Below are 15,047 nucleotides of genomic sequence, written 5' to 3'. Positions count from 1 at the left end.
AGCCTCCAAAGAATAATGTTGTCTTAGTCTTTCCATTTCGATGTTACGAATTGATGAATACGTTCCACAGCTTCTGTCAACGTTTCTAATGATGTCGCATATGATAAACGAATCGTAGAATTTGCGCCAAATCCTGAACCTGGAATTACGGCAACATTTGCTTCTGTTAACAAAGCCGTTACAAAATCATCAACTGATGCGTAACCTGTTTTAGTTGCTGCTTCTGAAACATCTGGTAGCAAATAAAATGCGCCTTGTGGGCGAATTACTGTAAATCCAGGAATCGCTTGAAGTTTCGGGAAAATAACATTCAAACGCTCTTCAAATGCTTGACGCATTTCTTCTACAGCATCTTGTGGCCCATTATAGGCTTCAATTGCTGCATATTGCGAAGTTGTCACAGGGTTTGATGTAGAATGACTTGCTAAATCTGTCATTGCTTTGATCAAGCTAGCATCAGCTGCCGCGTAACCAATGCGCCATCCAGTCATTGAATGCGATTTTGATACACCATTAATTAAAATCGTGCGTTTTTTTGCATCTTCTGAAAGAGTTGCAATCGATGTATGTTTGACATCTCCATAAATTAGTTTCTCATAGATTTCATCAGACACAATCAAGATATCAAATTCGCGGCAAACTTCTGCCAGGGCTTCTAATTCTTCTTTTGAGTAAATCATGCCTGTTGGATTACTTGGTGTGTTAAGAATCACTGCTTTTGTCCGGTCTGTAATAGCTTCTCTTAATTGTAGAGGAGATATTTTGTACTCCTGACTGGCTGTTGCTTCTATGTATACAGGTACACCTTGCGCTAATTTCACTTGTTCAGGATAACTCACCCAATACGGAATTGGGATAATTACTTCGTCACCTTCGTTTAACAACACTTGGAATAATGTATAAAGCACATGTTTAGCGCCAATCCCGACCATCACTTCTATTGGGGAATAACTCAGCCCTTGGTCTCTTTGCAGTTTATTGATAATGGCTTCTTTTAATGCCGGAAGTCCTCCAGCTGGTGTGTATTTTGTTTTACCATCTTTCATAGACTGGTAAGCAGCTTCAAGAATGTTTTCTGGTGTATTGTAATCAGGCTCACCTGCTCCAAGACCGATTACATCGACTCCTTGAGCTTTTAATTCGTTTGCTTTGGCAGTGATTGCTAATGTTGTAGAAGGTGTTAACGTTTGTACACGATTCGCTAAGTTGATCAATTTTTTTCCGCCCTTTCACAAATTCAATATGCGCTTTCGCCATTGTCCATCGTCTGCTGATAAATAAACATAGTTTAAAGTGTCTTTTTCATCCACAAAAGCAACTTCCCATACTGGCTCTTCACTTTCCATACCAAGTTTTGTATGCAGTATTTTTTTGACGTCCATTTCATTAAGAACCAGTTCACGTGCTTGTTTAGCCGTAATTTTATCTGCTAAGGCAAGTGTTTGCAACTTGCCATCACCTTCTGGAACAAAAACAGCCATTAACTCACCTTTACCATTAGTCCCAAGAACTGTCACAGATGCTTTAACATTTGTATATACATATGCTCGCTCTACATCTTCAATTAACTTTTCACTCTTTGCACGCTCAATTGCGAGCTCTTCTGTATCTGAATAAGGTTTATTGCCCAAAAACAAAACTAAGATGATGATAGTCACTGCCAAAAAAGACAGAAATCCAAGTATAAATGTAATCCATTGTCTCATGTAATCACCTATGTTTTATAAATTGTGAAAATCGCTTTTTCAGCATTTTCTTTATCAAGAGCTAGCCCGAACATTAAATTTCTATCTTTCAATGTACGATTTAAGGCGTCTACCACTTTATATAGATCTGTTTGATACTTAAGTTCAACTGTTGAGATTACTTCAATTTTCGATTCCATGCTTACGCCTTCCTTTCGTTATATCATTGCTTATTATACCAAGCTTCAATATCGGTTACCATCTTTTCTAAGGACACTTTGGATACTTTAACTTCAGGCAATGCACTTATAAATTCTTGACCATAAGATTTTGTCTCGATTCTTCGGTCTAAGACGATAAATAATCCTTTATCGTTTTTTGATCGGATTAACCGGCCAAATCCTTGGCGCAAACGAAGTACTGCTTCTGGTAAAGCATATTGAAGAAACGGGTTGACACCTTCACGCATAATAACTTCAGAACGAGCTTTGAAGATTGGTTCTTCTGGTGATGTAAACGGCAACCGCACCACGACTACTGCACGAAGTGCATCTCCTGGAACGTCTACCCCTTCCCAGAAACTATTCGTTCCAAAAAGTACTGACTTTTGGAAACGCTGGAAAGACTTCAATAACTTCATACGACTACCTGATGAAATACCTTGTGCGAATAACATATAATCTTCGAGCAAACCGGTGTCTTGTATTAAGTCTACGGTTTTCCGTAGCATGTCTTGTGATGTAAATAACACAAAACAGCGGCCTTCTGTCACAAGAACTGTTTGGATAACGGCATCTGCTACCGATTCAATGTATTCATGTTGAGAAACATGTTGAATATCTGGCATGTCTTCTACAATATAAACATGAGCTCCCCGGTAAAAATCTTTTGGCGGTTCAAATTTTTTAATAGGTACATGTTCTGGTATACCGATTTGATTGACGATAAATCGCTCATTCGCTGGAACTGTCATCGTACCAGACAACCAAATAATTGCTTTATCTTGTCGAGCTGGAGCCATTACTTTGTCTATTAAAGACGAAACAGCAAATGGACGTTTATATAAAGAAAGACTTGTTGGCAAACTTCTCAAGTCACCATCAATCCAACTAACTTCACCTGCTAATGGAAAGACGAATATTTCACTGAACTCTACCGCTTTGACCATCATTTCCTCTGTCCAATAGCGCCAATCAGCTATCGTCAATTGATCTTTGATGGTTTTTTCAGTCAATCGTTCAGCTTTTTGCAAAATAAGCTGAGACAGATCGATCCATTCGTTTAAGTAATACAGCATCTGAGTAAAACGGCTATCTTCGATTGATAGTTCACTCAAGAGTGCCGAATTTTTTTTATGACGGCTCGCTGCAAATTTTACTGCAAATTCGTTTGCAACAAAGTTTGAAATTTCATCAAAAAGAGCTGTAAATCTTAAAAATAACGATTCTAATTTCATCATTTCGGGAACGGTTGAAAAACCAGTACGTTGCGCAGTCTCAAATAGTGAAGCGGCTAATTGCTTCTCGTCTAAACTGCCAATTTGACCGAAAATATATTTCCATTGTGTATAAACAAATGTTTTTTCATGTTGAGAAACTGCCGCTTGAACGACTTGGTGCGCTTCGTCCCAAATATACGCATCAACATTAGCTAAGATCGACTTTTTGCTTAAATGTTGATTAAGTAAAAAGGCGTGATTCGTCACAATGACATGTGCATGTTGTGCTTGCTTTAATGCAAATTCATAAAAGTCCGCTTGTCTTTCTTGTTTGCTCAATTTTCTTATATGGGAACGTCGTATTTTTTCAAGAACAAATTGACCACCACTCGAGGCATTGATTTCATTTAAATCTCCAGTTTCAGTAGCGGTCAGCCAAACTAAGACTTGCATAATCGTAAACGTTTCATCGTAGGATTCATCATCCCCTTGCAACAATTCAACAAATCTAGCCAAATCGATATAATGAGATACCCCTTTGATCAATGAGATTCGTACGGGCGCACCAATAAATTCCTCAACCATTTTACCTTCTTTTAGCACAAGCTGGTCTTGCAGATGGGTCGTATACGTACTGATTAACACTTGTTTTCCAGTATCCAGTGCAAAGTTTACTGCTGGCAATAAATAGCCAATCGTTTTTCCCATACCGGTAGATGCTTCGATTACCAATTCTTTTTTCTGAGTCAACGCTTCTTCAATTGACGTCATCATATCGTATTGACTAGGCCTTTTTTCGAAATTCGGAAAAACTTTTTCTAGTCCATCACGCCAGTCCCGCGAATAGGATTGCTGGTTATTTAGTCTTTCTTCAAATAACCGTCTTGGCTTTAATGGAATTCCTTGAAACCTATCAAAATCATCAGCCTGTGCGTTTCTTTTTTCCTGAGTTAATTCAAAGAAGAGTCGGGACAAATCTGATTTTAACTGAAACGACCGCTTATGCAGAAATGCCAATGTCGCATAGGGCAATGATACTAAATCCTGTTTAGCTCGCAAAAACAATAACGCTGTTGCCATCGCATCATCATCTGCACGGTGCGCACTTTCTAAGGGGATGCCAAGTTCAGAAGTAATATCCTGTAATTTAAAGCTGAATGCTGTAGGATACATTAGCCTTACTAGTTCGACCGTGTCCATCGTCAGTCCTTGCCATTTCGGCAAACCGCTACGCTTTAATTCAGCTTGCAAAAAAGGCAAATCAAAATTAGTATTGTGCGCTACAAAAATAGCATCTTGCATTTTTTCATAAACCGTTTCTGCATAATGCTCAAACGGCTTAGCCTCTGCAACATCTGCATCTGTAATATTCGTCAAATCTTGTATAAACAACGGAATTGTGCGGCCCGGGTTTATAAATTCTGTATATGTATCGGTGATTTCACCGTTTTCGATCGTTACCATCGCAAGTTGAATAATCCGGTCACCTTTTGCAGGGGAATGGCCCGTTGTTTCAATATCGACAACGACATACTTTTGCGTATTCATCTTAGCCCCTCTTTCTTAGGTGATTGCCTAAAAAAATTGTAACATATCCTGTCGCTTTCCGCCTTCAAGATGAAAATTCAATCTTCTTTTTGCTCCACTACACAAAAGAAAACAGCCCCCTCTTTTGGGAGCTGCTTGCTTACATAACAGTTGCTTCAGGTTCGTAATGAAGAATTTCTTTAATTTGGTTTTCGGCATCCATAATAGCGACAGTTGGTTTATGGTCACGTGCGTTTTCATTCATTACATAAGCATAAGATAAAATAATCACGATATCTCCACGCTGTACTAGACGGGCTGCTGCACCGTTAACACAAATAACGCCGCTCCCGCGTTCTCCTGCAATGATATACGTTTCAAAACGGGCACCGTTGTTGTTATTAACGATATGAACTTTTTCATTGGGCAACATGCCCACTGCATCAAGTAAATCTTGGTCAATGGTAATACTTCCTACATAATTTAAATCGGCTTCAGTTACAGTTGCGCGATGGATTTTTGAATTTAACATCATTCTAAGCATAAATCAGTTCCCCTTTTGGTTGAAAATAATATTGTCGATTAAACGTGCTTTTTCAAACTTTACGGCTAATGCCAAAATGGCATCTTGTTGAATAGTAGTTGTTAACGTTGGATAATCAAGTAATTCAATATAATCGATGATTCCAGATGTATGTTCAGTTAAATAGGCAGTCATTGGCTCGATCGGATTTTGACCTTGTAAAAACAACTCTTTCCCCATTTCTAATGCTTTTCTCAAATGAGGTGCTTCGTTCCGCTCCGTATCACTCAAGTAAACATTTCGAGAGCTTTTCGCAAGCCCGTCATTTTCACGGACCGTTTCGCCTCTTCTTATGGCCATTGGGAAATTATAATCTGCCACTAACGATTCAATAATCGCTAATTGTTGCGCATCTTTCTGGCCAAAATAAGCCAAATCCGCCTCAACCAAATGAAACAGCTTGGTGACTACTTTTAATACTCCATCAAAATGACCTGGCCTTTTCGCGCCGCAAAGCACATCAGCTTGAGCGCCTGCAGATAGTTGAATTTGGCTTTCGCGCGGATACATTTCTTCAACGCTTGGCGCAAAAATAACGTCAGTACCGGCTCCTTCAGCAAGCTCTTGGTCTCGCTTTAAGTCTCTTGGATACCGATCAAAATCTTCGTTCGGTCCAAATTGAGCGGGATTCACAAAAATACTCATGACCACTTTGTCGTTTTCCGCTTTTGCTTTTTCGACTAGCGAAAGATGGCCTTCATGCAGAAAACCCATTGTTGGCACAAGACCAATTGTTTTGCCAGCTTTTTTGGTATCACGAACCCATTCTTTTAGTTCGATTACCGTCTGTAAAATCAACATTTTTTCTCTCCTCTCGGGAAGAAAACCATATAAAAAGCCCTTCTGCTAAAAAAAGACAGAAGGACAGTAAATGTGCGTTAGGTTTCCTCCGTCCCTGTCGTGAATCTGATCAAGGCAGAACTTATTCGTATTCATTTGGGTGTCTTACGGTTGGTCGGTGCAGTTCGTAGACGATACTGCCCATTAAAAATACTATAACAGAATTTCAGAAAAAAACACATTCCATGCTCTTTGCTCATTAAACTAGAAAAAGAGAGCCCAATCAACTTTTATGAATCAGCCATTTCAATATCAGCTGAGTATATGCCGTGAAGTTCCCCATCGGACGTTCGTAATTGAAGAACTCCTTCCTCGGTAATTCCTTCGGCAATGCCTTCAAGTGTTTGATTGGTCATACGAGCTCTGACAGGTTGTCCTATTGTTGTCGAATAACTTTCCCACAAAATCTTTAACATGCCAAACCCTTCATCAATATACATTTGTGTATACAGCTCCATGTAAAACAACACAGACTGCACTAATTTTTGACGATTAACGGTTTCTCCACTCGCCATTTTCAATGACGTCGCGATATCTTGAACTTCAAGGTCAAAATCTTCTTTTTCCTGATTGACGTTTAGTCCGATACCAATAATCAATGCTTGTATACCATCTGCGTCGGATTGAAGCTCAGTTAAAATGCCTGTACATTTTTTGCCATTAAGCAAAATATCATTCGGCCATTTGATTTTTGGTTGCAATTTGGTGACTTCTTCGATTGCGCGAACAATCGCTACAGCCGTTACTAATGTAAATTGAGGTGCTTTTTGTGGTGCCACATCTGGCCGTAGGATAATACTCATCCATACGCCTTTTTTAGCAGCAGAATCCCATTTCCGAGCCATTCTGCCACGCCCAGCCGTCTGAGTTTCTGTAAGTACGACCGTCCCATCTTGAGCTCCTTCTTGAGCTAATTGATGAGCAATAATTTGAGTGGATGCACAACTTTCGACATATTCAATTTCTTGGCCGATTCGTTTTGTTTTCAATCCTGTTTGAATACCTAAAGGCTCTAATGTGTCTGGTGCAGTGACAATGCGATAGCCTTTTCTTTTGACTGATTCAATATCATAGCCTTTTTCTTCAAGCTCTTTTATGTGCTTCCAGATAGCGGTTCTAGAAATGCCGAATTCATCTGCTAACTGCTGGCCTGATACAGCTTCACCATTCGACTCAATTAATCGTTTAGCTATCTTAAGTGTGACTGTGATATTCATCTTCAAACCAGTCCTTTATCAATTCTTTGTCGTTTTTTAATATCCCATATACAATAAGTCTTTCAATTTTTTCAATCCATACTTTTAACCATGGTCCGGATTTCGCCCCACTCCACTCGATTAAATCCCAGCCATCGACCGCAAGTTCAGATCTTGATTGAATCGGTAATTGTTGCTTTATAGCAGCTAAATCTTTCTTTTTTCCTGTTACGTGTGAAGCCATTTCCAATTGTTTAAGAGTGTACTTATAAAATGTCCATTGATCCCACGTGTTTAATGCGGTTAGTTCTAAACTTTTTTCTATAAGTCGTTTTTCTTCATTAGAAAAACGATAATCTTTTATATCCGTAAACTGACGTTTTTGCTGCTGCAATAAATATAACCAACCATAAGTGGGGTTTCCGTCTGTATGATACGGTATCCAATCCACTTCGAATAAACCGCCAACTGGCAGAAATCGCGTTAAAACGGAATCTTTCAAGTAAGCCATGCTTTTTTGCATGCTGGGATTGACAAAAATTTTGTCAATCTCTGACTTTAGCCGTTCCACAGCAATAAATCTAATTAACCGTGCATGTCGTCGTATAGAAAGCAGTGTTTTCATATCGATAATAAAATCTAGCTGTCCTGAAAACCGAATTGCGCGCAACATTCGTAACGCATCTTCTTCAAAACGTTCATCCGGATCCCCAACTGCACGGATTACTTTATTTTTCAAATCTTCTTTTCCACCAAATGGATCAATAATTTTGAGATCTTCAGTCATCGCCATTGCATTGATCGTAAAGTCACGACGCCGCAAATCTTCTTCAAGCGAAAGAACAAACTCGACTGAATCCGGTCTACGATTATCGGAATAGCTACTCTCTGTACGAAACGTCGTCACTTCAATGCCTACACCGTCTAGTAATACTAAAACTGTTCCGTGGTCAATGCCCGTGTCGACAGTACGATCAAATAGTGCTTTTACTTGCTGTGGCAAAGCCGATGAAGCCACGTCCACATCATGCGGCGTTTTTCCTAACAATAAATCACGTACCGCTCCACCAACTATATATGCCTCGAAACCCGCTGCTTTTAATGTGTGGATGACTTTAATGGCCGTATTCATTGTTCTTCATCCTTTGGCATCAACTGTTCGTATAAACCTTCATATTGTTGCAGGATTTTTGAAGAATGAAAATGCTCGGACACGGTGTCCAGTGCGCCTTGACGTAATTTTTGCAATAGTACCTCATCACTCAACATGTCAATTGCATATCGAGCCGCCTGCTCCGTGTCTCCGAGTTCGACAAGAAATCCGTTGACACCCGGATTAATAATTTCAGGCATACCACCGATGTTTGTCCCAATGACCGGAACTCCACACGCCATCGCTTCTAGTAGCACCAAACCAAATGCTTCTTTTTCAGAAAGCAAAAGTTTAATGTCACTAATGCTATAAAATTCTGCGAGATCGTCTCGTTTTCCTAGAAACAATACATGTTCTTCTATTTCTAAATCCCGTACTTGTTGAATAATTCGTCCCATTTCAGGTCCATCACCGACTAGTAATAATTTGCAGTTAATTTGCTGATGAGCCAATGAAAAAGTTTTGATAACATCTTGAACACGTTTAACGTTACGGAAGTTTGAAACGTGAATCATCACTTTCTCAGCAGCATCGATGCCGAGTTGTTCCTTTATTTTCGTTTCACTTTTGGGGTGATACTCTCTTTCATCGACAAAATTATAAACCGTCTCAATCGTTTTGTCCGGTTGGATCAGCTCATAAGTTTGGTCTCTAAGTGAATTAGAAACAGCCGTAACGATATCAGATTTTTCAATACCATAGCGAATCGCTTCTTTTAAAGAAGAATCTGATCCTAATACTGTAATATCTGTGCCGTGTAGTGTTGTCACGATGCCAATGTTTGAGCCGGCCATATCGCGCCCAAGAATAGCGCATACTGCATGAGGAATCGCGTAATGGACATGGAGAAGATCCAGCCCTTCATTTTTGATCACTTCAGAAATTTTTGTGGCTAACGCAATATCGTAAGGGGCATATTGAAAGACGGAATACGTATTGATGTCAACTTGATGATTAAAGATATTTGGATACGTTTTATTTAAACGGAACGGAGTGCTAGACGTAATAAAATGAACTTCGTGTCCTTTTTCCGCCAACATTTTTCCTAGTTCAGTGGCAATAACTCCAGATCCTCCAACAGTTGGATAGCAAGTGATGCCGATTTTCATTTTTCGCACGCTTTTCTCTCCTATCCTCTTCTTTCTCCAAGCAGACGCCAGTCTATAAAGCCTTCTTTTAACCCTTTAAGAAGAACTTCAGCTGTTCCCATGTTCGTGGCTAAAGGTATCCCATAGACGTCACACAGGCGGATTAACGCTGTGACATCAGGTTCATGCGGTTGTGCAGTCAATGGATCACGGAAAAAAATAATCATATCCATTTCATCTTGTGCGATCATTGCACCGATTTGCTGATCTCCACCAAGTGGGCCAGAGCGAAAGCGGGTTACTGATAAATTAGTTTCGTCAATGATTCGTTGACCAGTCGTTCCTGTTGCATAAAGTCCATGTTCAGATAAAATTGGCTCGTAAGCTAATGCAAATTGAATCAGATCATCTTTTTTACGGTCATGGGCAATCAAAGCTATATTCATATTATCGTCCCCTTTAGTCGATTATGTGTTCTAAACCATAAATCAATTCTTCTTTTTCCATCACGGTTTGAATAGATAAAATCACACCAGACATAAATGAGCCTCGATTAAATGAATCGTGTCGAAGCGTTAGCATTTGACCTTCTCCGCCAAGTAATACTTGTTGGTGAGCTACCAATCCAGGCAAACGAACACTATGGATGCGCATACCATCGTAATTTGCACCACGTGCACCTTCGAGAATTTCTTTTTCGTGGACATGTCCTTGTTCATGAATAGGACGTTGCTGTGAAATCAAATGCGCAGTTTTCATCGCTGTTCCAGAAGGAGCATCAAGTTTTTGATCATGATGCATTTCAATAATCTCAATATCCGGTAAATATTTAGCTGCTTGTTCTGCAAACTTCATCATTAATACCGCTCCAATTGCAAAGTTCGGTGCAATAATGCATCCAATTTTTGATTCTTTTGAAAGTGCCTTTAATTCCTCTAGTTGCTCATCCGAAAATCCTGTCGTGCCAACAACAGGTCGTACATTCAATTCCAATGCCTGTTTTGTATGTTCGTAAACAAATTCTGGCGTAGTCAAATCGATAAGTACGTCCGGCTTGGTTTCAGCGTTGAGCTGTTCAAGATCGATGTAAATAGGAGCAGTGAAATCAGAAGGAAATAATTTTGTATCAGCTAATGTGTCGCCGACTTTTTTATAATCCAAAACAGAAACAAGTTCCATTTCGGCATGATTCATAACTGTATGTACTGCTTCTTTACCCATTTTTCCTCTTGCCCCTGCAATTGCTACGCGAATTGTCATTTTTGTTCATCCTTTCGTGTCCAACGATTTTGATCTCTATTGTTAAATTTATCAATTACTCGGTCATGAGCATCCGCAAGATCGATGTCCATAGAGTTTGCCATACAGATCAAAACAAATAGAACGTCGCCCATTTCTTCTTCGATACTGTTTTCAGCCTCTGAACTTTTCTTTTTTTTTGGACCGTATTCATGCATGACTTCTCTAGAAAGTTCACCAAGTTCTTCTGTTAAACGAGCCATCATTTCCATCGGTTGAAAATAGCCTTCTTTGAATTGCCCAATGTATGTGTCAACCTCTTGCTGAAGCTGTTTCATGGTTTTTTCCCCGCTCATTTCATCACACTCCTCAGTCAATCGTAAAGAAAACTTGAGATGTTGTCAAAACACATTATTTCAACGATAATACAGAAGTCTACATTTACGAAAGGGGCTTGGCATAATTGAAAGAGTTGAAAATTAAAAACATCTTATTTATCCTTCTTGGTGCTGCCATTTACAGTTTTGGATTTGTTCATTTTAATATCCAAAACGAACTGGGAGAAGGTGGGTTCGCTGGTATTACATTGATTTTGTACTTTATCTTTAATTGGGACCCAGCATTGATGAACTTGTTATTAAATATCCCATTATTTTTTATAGGATGGAAACTTCTCGGTAGAAAAGTTTTTCTTTACACTATCATCGGTACTGTAGCAGTTTCGATATTCTTAAAAATTTTCCTCGTTTACGAAATTCAAATCAATTTACAAGATGACTTATTTTTAGCCGCTTTGTTTGCCGGTGTATTTATTGGGATCGGACTCGGAATCATTTTCCGCTTTGGCGGGACTACAGGAGGCGTCGATATAATTGCGCGCTTGGCACAGAAATACATTGGTTGGAGCATGGGAAAAACAATGTTTCTTTTTGATGCTGGTGTCATCATGTTATCTTGGTTAACATTCCTTGACCACCGCTCAATGATGTATACACTCGTGGCTGTGTTTGTTGGAGCACGTGTTATTGATTTTGTGCAAGAAGGTGCTTATTCTGGCCGTGGTGCATTGATCATTTCAAATTCTCAAGAAGAAATCGCCAGCCGTATTGCCATCGAAATGGATCGTGGCATCACAATTCTTCGTGGCTACGGTCATTTCACAAAAGAAGAACGGGAAGTTTTGTATTGCGTTATTGCACGAAATGAAATTGTTCGACTGAAAAGCATAATTAATTCTGTTGATCCTCATGCCTTTGTTTCCTTAATGGACGTTCATGATGTGATGGGCGAAGGGTTTACGCTAGATGAAGAAAAACGGCCAATCGGTTAATCTAGAACTTTTATATAGAAAAAAACGGCCCTTTTACGGGCCGTTTTTTTATGAGCGTTGCATACCTGTATAGATTAAAATTAATCGTGCAAGTTCAAGAACCGCAACTGCTGTCGCAGCTACATAAGTCATTGCTGCTGCGCTTAATACTTTTTTCGCATCCCGTTCTTCTTCATTACGGATAATATTATGAGACAAAAGCTGATCCATTGCACGACTTGAGGCATTAAATTCGACTGGCAAAGTTATCAGTTGGAATACTACACCAGCAGCCAATAAAATGATACCAATCAATAATGCACCACTCCACGCTGAAAAGAAGCCGATCATAATAAAAATCCACGACATATTCGAAGATACGTTAACGATTGGTACAAGGCGATGACGCAAGCGTAAGAAGGAATAATCTTCTGCATCTTGTATCGCATGCCCAACTTCGTGAGCCGCAACCGCTGTACCCGCGACTGAAGCCTCGTGATAATTATGGCTGCTTAATGCAACGATTTTTGTTAACGGATTATAATGATCGCTTAACATACCGCGACTTTCTGTTACTTTAATATCATGCAAGCCATTCGCATCTAAAATAATACGTGCTACTTGAGCACCCGTGTGACCAGATGTGGAACGAATTTTAGAGTATTTAGCATACGTTCTCTTTAATTTAAATTGAGCCCATAGTGGGATGATTAGCAAAAGGATAAAATAGAAGATATAACCGCCTATACCCATGTCTAAATCAACACCTCTTTCTATTTGATACTCTTATTTTACTTAAATTAGTCAATATTGGTCAACTGAAATGGATTGCGTTTTATTCAAATAAGCTACATAAAAGGCAAATCCGACACAAACAATGGAAAGCCAAAATGTAAAGTAACCGATTTGACTACTATACTCACTCAACCTACTATAAATAGGCATTTGACCAAAGACATAATCAATTACATCATTATGCAAAGTCCAAACAGCTGTTAAAGCGACAGATAGCCAACCAAAACGATAATGTTCGATATAAAGAACTGCTTGCAATGCCATAGCGAAGTGAGAGCCAATTAACATCCAGCCAATCCAACCAATTGCCCCTACCTCCCACAAGGTAAGTAAATTCATGATAACTGCCCATAATCCATATTTAATCAATGTAACAAAAGCTAAAGCCTCAATTAATCGATTTCGCTTACCAAAAATCCACAAACCAAGCACGATGGTGAAAAACAAGCTGGCTGTAGGGCTATCTGGAACAAATATCAAAAAAATCGGTTCAGTGATTTTTAGTTGCCATCCATACCATATGTATCCATAAATCGAACCCGCCAAGTTTACTACAAATAATAAGATTAAAAATGGACGGTACATTAACCAAGCTGAAATTTTAATCGCAAAGGAAAGCATCATTTTTCTTCCTTTCAAGATAGAAAAAAAGAGCCGGTTTCCCGACTCTTTTTCTATTATTATTATTCTGCTTCAAGGCCTGAAATAAATTCAGTTAACAGTTTCAGATCTTCATCTGTGCCATCCCATGCAGCAGGCATTACAAGCGCACCGTCTTTTTCGATACCGTTGACAGCAATTTCAGCGATTTCTTCAGGAGACAAGCCAGTTCCAACAAGTGATGGTCCAACTGCTCCTTCTAAATTATCGCCATGGCAACTAATACAAGCTGCTGCAGAATACACTTCATATCCTGGATCAGTTGTATCAATTTCTACTTCTTGAGTGATTTTCCCTTGCGCTTCAGCAGCTTCCCAGTCATGGTTTGCTACTGATTCCCATGTTAGGAAGATGATTGATACGATACCAAGAATCATAAATCCTGTAGGTAATGGGCGTTTCGAAGGGCGTCTTTCCGGTCCGCGGTCTAAGAATGGTGCCAACATAAGTGCTCCAAAAGCAAGTCCTGGAACGATGATAGCTCCAACCACGTTAAATGGTCCGGATGCAAATTCGTATTTCAGTAATTGATATAAGAACAAGAAATACCAGTCTGGTAAAGGAATATATGCTGTATCAGTTGGATCAGCCTGACCTTCAAGAGGCGAAGGATGAGCAACAGTCAAAAGCAAATAACCGATTAAGAAGACCGAACCAATCATCCATTCTTTCAAAAGGAAGTTTGGCCAGAAAGCTTCTGTTTTACCAGGGTATTCGGAGTAATCTTTAGGAATATTCGGCTTACGGAATTCCATACCCGGAACACGCGAATCCCCTACAAATTTCATCCCTTTTCCGCGATGCATAAGTGTTCCCTCCTTAAAAAATCCTTGTTGCGGAATGAATTATAGCGGTCCTGAAATACCTTGTTTTCTAATCATGATAAAGTGAGCAGCTAGCAACCCAAGCAAAGCTGCAGGTAAAAAGAAGACATGGATAGCGAAGAATCGTGTCAAAGTCTGTGCACCAAGGATTGTTGAATCCCCAGCCAATAGAAGTTTGATCGATCCACCGATGACCGGTACAGATGCCGCAATTTCAATCCCAACTTTTGTTGCAAATAGAGCTTTCATATCCCATGGAAGCAAGTAACCCGTGAAGCTCAATCCAAGGATAACACCGAATAGTAAAACGCCTACTACCCAGTTTAGCTCACGCGGTTTCTTATAAGACCCTGTAAAGAATACCCGCAGTGTATGAAGGAAAATCATAACAACTACAAGAGAAGCTCCCCAGTGATGCATCCCACGCACAATTTCTCCAAAAGCAACTTCGTTTTGAAGATAATAAACCGACTGCCAAGCATTCTCAATATCTGGCACATAATACATTGTTAAGAACATACCGGATAAGATCTGAATTACTGTAATGAAAAATGTAAGTCCCCCAAAACAATAAACAAATGCTGAAAAGTGGTGTGCGGGGTTTACGTGCTCAGGTACTTCATGGTCAGCAATATCACGCCAGATAGGCGTAATGTCTAATCGCTCATCAACCCAATCATATAACTTGTTTAGCACTGGTGTCGTACCCC

Annotated in this window: 17 protein-coding genes; 1 reads left to right on the top strand and 16 read right to left on the bottom strand. The window is 39.5% G+C overall.

Translation table 11 applies throughout. The features are described from left to right. Window positions 1-23 precede the first annotated feature (23 nt). The 12 genes from MLE13_RS02365 to MLE13_RS02310 form a co-directional block, all read right to left on the bottom strand. Complete coding sequence (locus MLE13_RS02365) at window positions 24-1,214, bottom strand: pyridoxal phosphate-dependent aminotransferase (protein WP_276323773.1); 1,191 nt, start codon at window positions 1,212-1,214, stop codon at window positions 24-26. Between the two features lie 15 nt (window positions 1,215-1,229). Continuing rightward, window positions 1,230-1,706, bottom strand: coding sequence for a DUF5590 domain-containing protein (locus tag MLE13_RS02360; protein WP_240747835.1), 477 nt, complete (start codon window positions 1,704-1,706; stop codon window positions 1,230-1,232). An 8-nt stretch (window positions 1,707-1,714) separates the two neighbouring features. Further along, entirely contained in the window at window positions 1,715-1,885 is a 171-nt protein-coding gene (locus tag MLE13_RS02355; RefSeq protein WP_008431046.1) for a YpmA family protein, read from the bottom strand. A gap of 23 nt (window positions 1,886-1,908) precedes the next feature. Then, the gene (gene dinG / locus MLE13_RS02350; protein ID WP_240747834.1) at window positions 1,909-4,671 is read right to left on the bottom strand and encodes an ATP-dependent DNA helicase DinG; all 2,763 of its coding nucleotides are present in this window, start codon (window positions 4,669-4,671) and stop codon (window positions 1,909-1,911) included. A gap of 139 nt (window positions 4,672-4,810) precedes the next feature. Then, on the bottom strand, window positions 4,811-5,194 hold the full coding sequence (panD, locus tag MLE13_RS02345) for an aspartate 1-decarboxylase (protein ID WP_008431043.1): 384 nt from the start codon (window positions 5,192-5,194) through the stop codon (window positions 4,811-4,813). Between the two features lie 3 nt (window positions 5,195-5,197). Further along, complete coding sequence (panC, locus tag MLE13_RS02340; protein WP_240747833.1) at window positions 5,198-6,034, bottom strand: pantoate--beta-alanine ligase; 837 nt, start codon at window positions 6,032-6,034, stop codon at window positions 5,198-5,200. 269 nt (window positions 6,035-6,303) lie between these two features. Beyond that, window positions 6,304-7,290 carry a biotin--[acetyl-CoA-carboxylase] ligase gene (locus tag MLE13_RS02335; RefSeq protein ID WP_240747832.1) on the bottom strand — a complete coding sequence of 329 codons (987 nt, stop codon included), beginning with the start codon at window positions 7,288-7,290 and terminating at the stop codon, window positions 6,304-6,306. After that, window positions 7,268-8,401 carry a CCA tRNA nucleotidyltransferase gene (locus MLE13_RS02330; RefSeq protein WP_240747831.1) on the bottom strand — a complete coding sequence of 378 codons (1,134 nt, stop codon included), beginning with the start codon at window positions 8,399-8,401 and terminating at the stop codon, window positions 7,268-7,270. Before MLE13_RS02330 ends, MLE13_RS02335 begins: the two co-directional genes overlap by 23 nt. Beyond that, window positions 8,398-9,540 carry an N-acetyl-alpha-D-glucosaminyl L-malate synthase BshA gene (gene bshA / locus MLE13_RS02325; protein WP_240747830.1) on the bottom strand — a complete coding sequence of 381 codons (1,143 nt, stop codon included), beginning with the start codon at window positions 9,538-9,540 and terminating at the stop codon, window positions 8,398-8,400. Before bshA ends, MLE13_RS02330 begins: the two co-directional genes overlap by 4 nt. Window positions 9,541-9,551: 11 nt before the next feature. After that, a complete protein-coding gene (gene mgsA / locus MLE13_RS02320) occupies window positions 9,552-9,956 on the bottom strand; it encodes a methylglyoxal synthase (RefSeq protein ID WP_240747829.1) in 405 nt (134 codons plus the stop codon). Window positions 9,957-9,969: 13 nt separating this feature from the next. Further along, window positions 9,970-10,770, bottom strand: a complete 801-nt coding sequence (dapB, locus tag MLE13_RS02315) for a 4-hydroxy-tetrahydrodipicolinate reductase (protein WP_240747828.1) — start codon at window positions 10,768-10,770, stop codon at window positions 9,970-9,972. Next, window positions 10,767-11,105 carry a nucleotide pyrophosphohydrolase gene (locus tag MLE13_RS02310; protein ID WP_065528057.1) on the bottom strand — a complete coding sequence of 113 codons (339 nt, stop codon included), beginning with the start codon at window positions 11,103-11,105 and terminating at the stop codon, window positions 10,767-10,769. Before MLE13_RS02310 ends, dapB begins: the two co-directional genes overlap by 4 nt. A 107-nt stretch (window positions 11,106-11,212) precedes the next feature. Between MLE13_RS02310 and MLE13_RS02305 the strand changes: the two genes are divergently transcribed. Beyond that, on the top strand, window positions 11,213-12,079 hold the full coding sequence (locus tag MLE13_RS02305) for a YitT family protein (protein ID WP_240747827.1): 867 nt from the start codon (window positions 11,213-11,215) through the stop codon (window positions 12,077-12,079). Between the two features lie 48 nt (window positions 12,080-12,127). Here the strand turns inward: MLE13_RS02305 and MLE13_RS02300 are convergent, their stop codons facing one another. From MLE13_RS02300 to qcrB, 4 genes are all read right to left on the bottom strand, one after another. Then, the gene (locus tag MLE13_RS02300; protein WP_240747826.1) at window positions 12,128-12,811 is read right to left on the bottom strand and encodes a zinc metallopeptidase; all 684 of its coding nucleotides are present in this window, start codon (window positions 12,809-12,811) and stop codon (window positions 12,128-12,130) included. Window positions 12,812-12,862: 51 nt separating this feature from the next. Continuing rightward, window positions 12,863-13,474 carry a DUF1405 domain-containing protein gene (locus tag MLE13_RS02295; protein ID WP_430905191.1) on the bottom strand — a complete coding sequence of 204 codons (612 nt, stop codon included), beginning with the start codon at window positions 13,472-13,474 and terminating at the stop codon, window positions 12,863-12,865. Window positions 13,475-13,536: 62 nt separating this feature from the next. Next, complete coding sequence (locus MLE13_RS02290; RefSeq protein ID WP_240747824.1) at window positions 13,537-14,319, bottom strand: menaquinol-cytochrome c reductase cytochrome b/c subunit; 783 nt, start codon at window positions 14,317-14,319, stop codon at window positions 13,537-13,539. 39 nt (window positions 14,320-14,358) lie between these two features. Continuing rightward, entirely contained in the window at window positions 14,359-15,033 is a 675-nt protein-coding gene (gene qcrB, locus MLE13_RS02285) for a menaquinol-cytochrome c reductase cytochrome b subunit (protein ID WP_240747823.1), read from the bottom strand. Window positions 15,034-15,047: the final 14 nt, after the last annotated feature.

It is taken from the genome of Planococcus halocryophilus, assembly GCF_022489025.1.
Taxonomy (GTDB): Bacteria; Bacillota; Bacilli; order Bacillales_A; family Planococcaceae; genus Planococcus; species Planococcus halocryophilus_A.
Note: the sequence above shows the minus strand (reverse complement) of the source record. Positions and strands in the feature narration are given on the sequence as shown.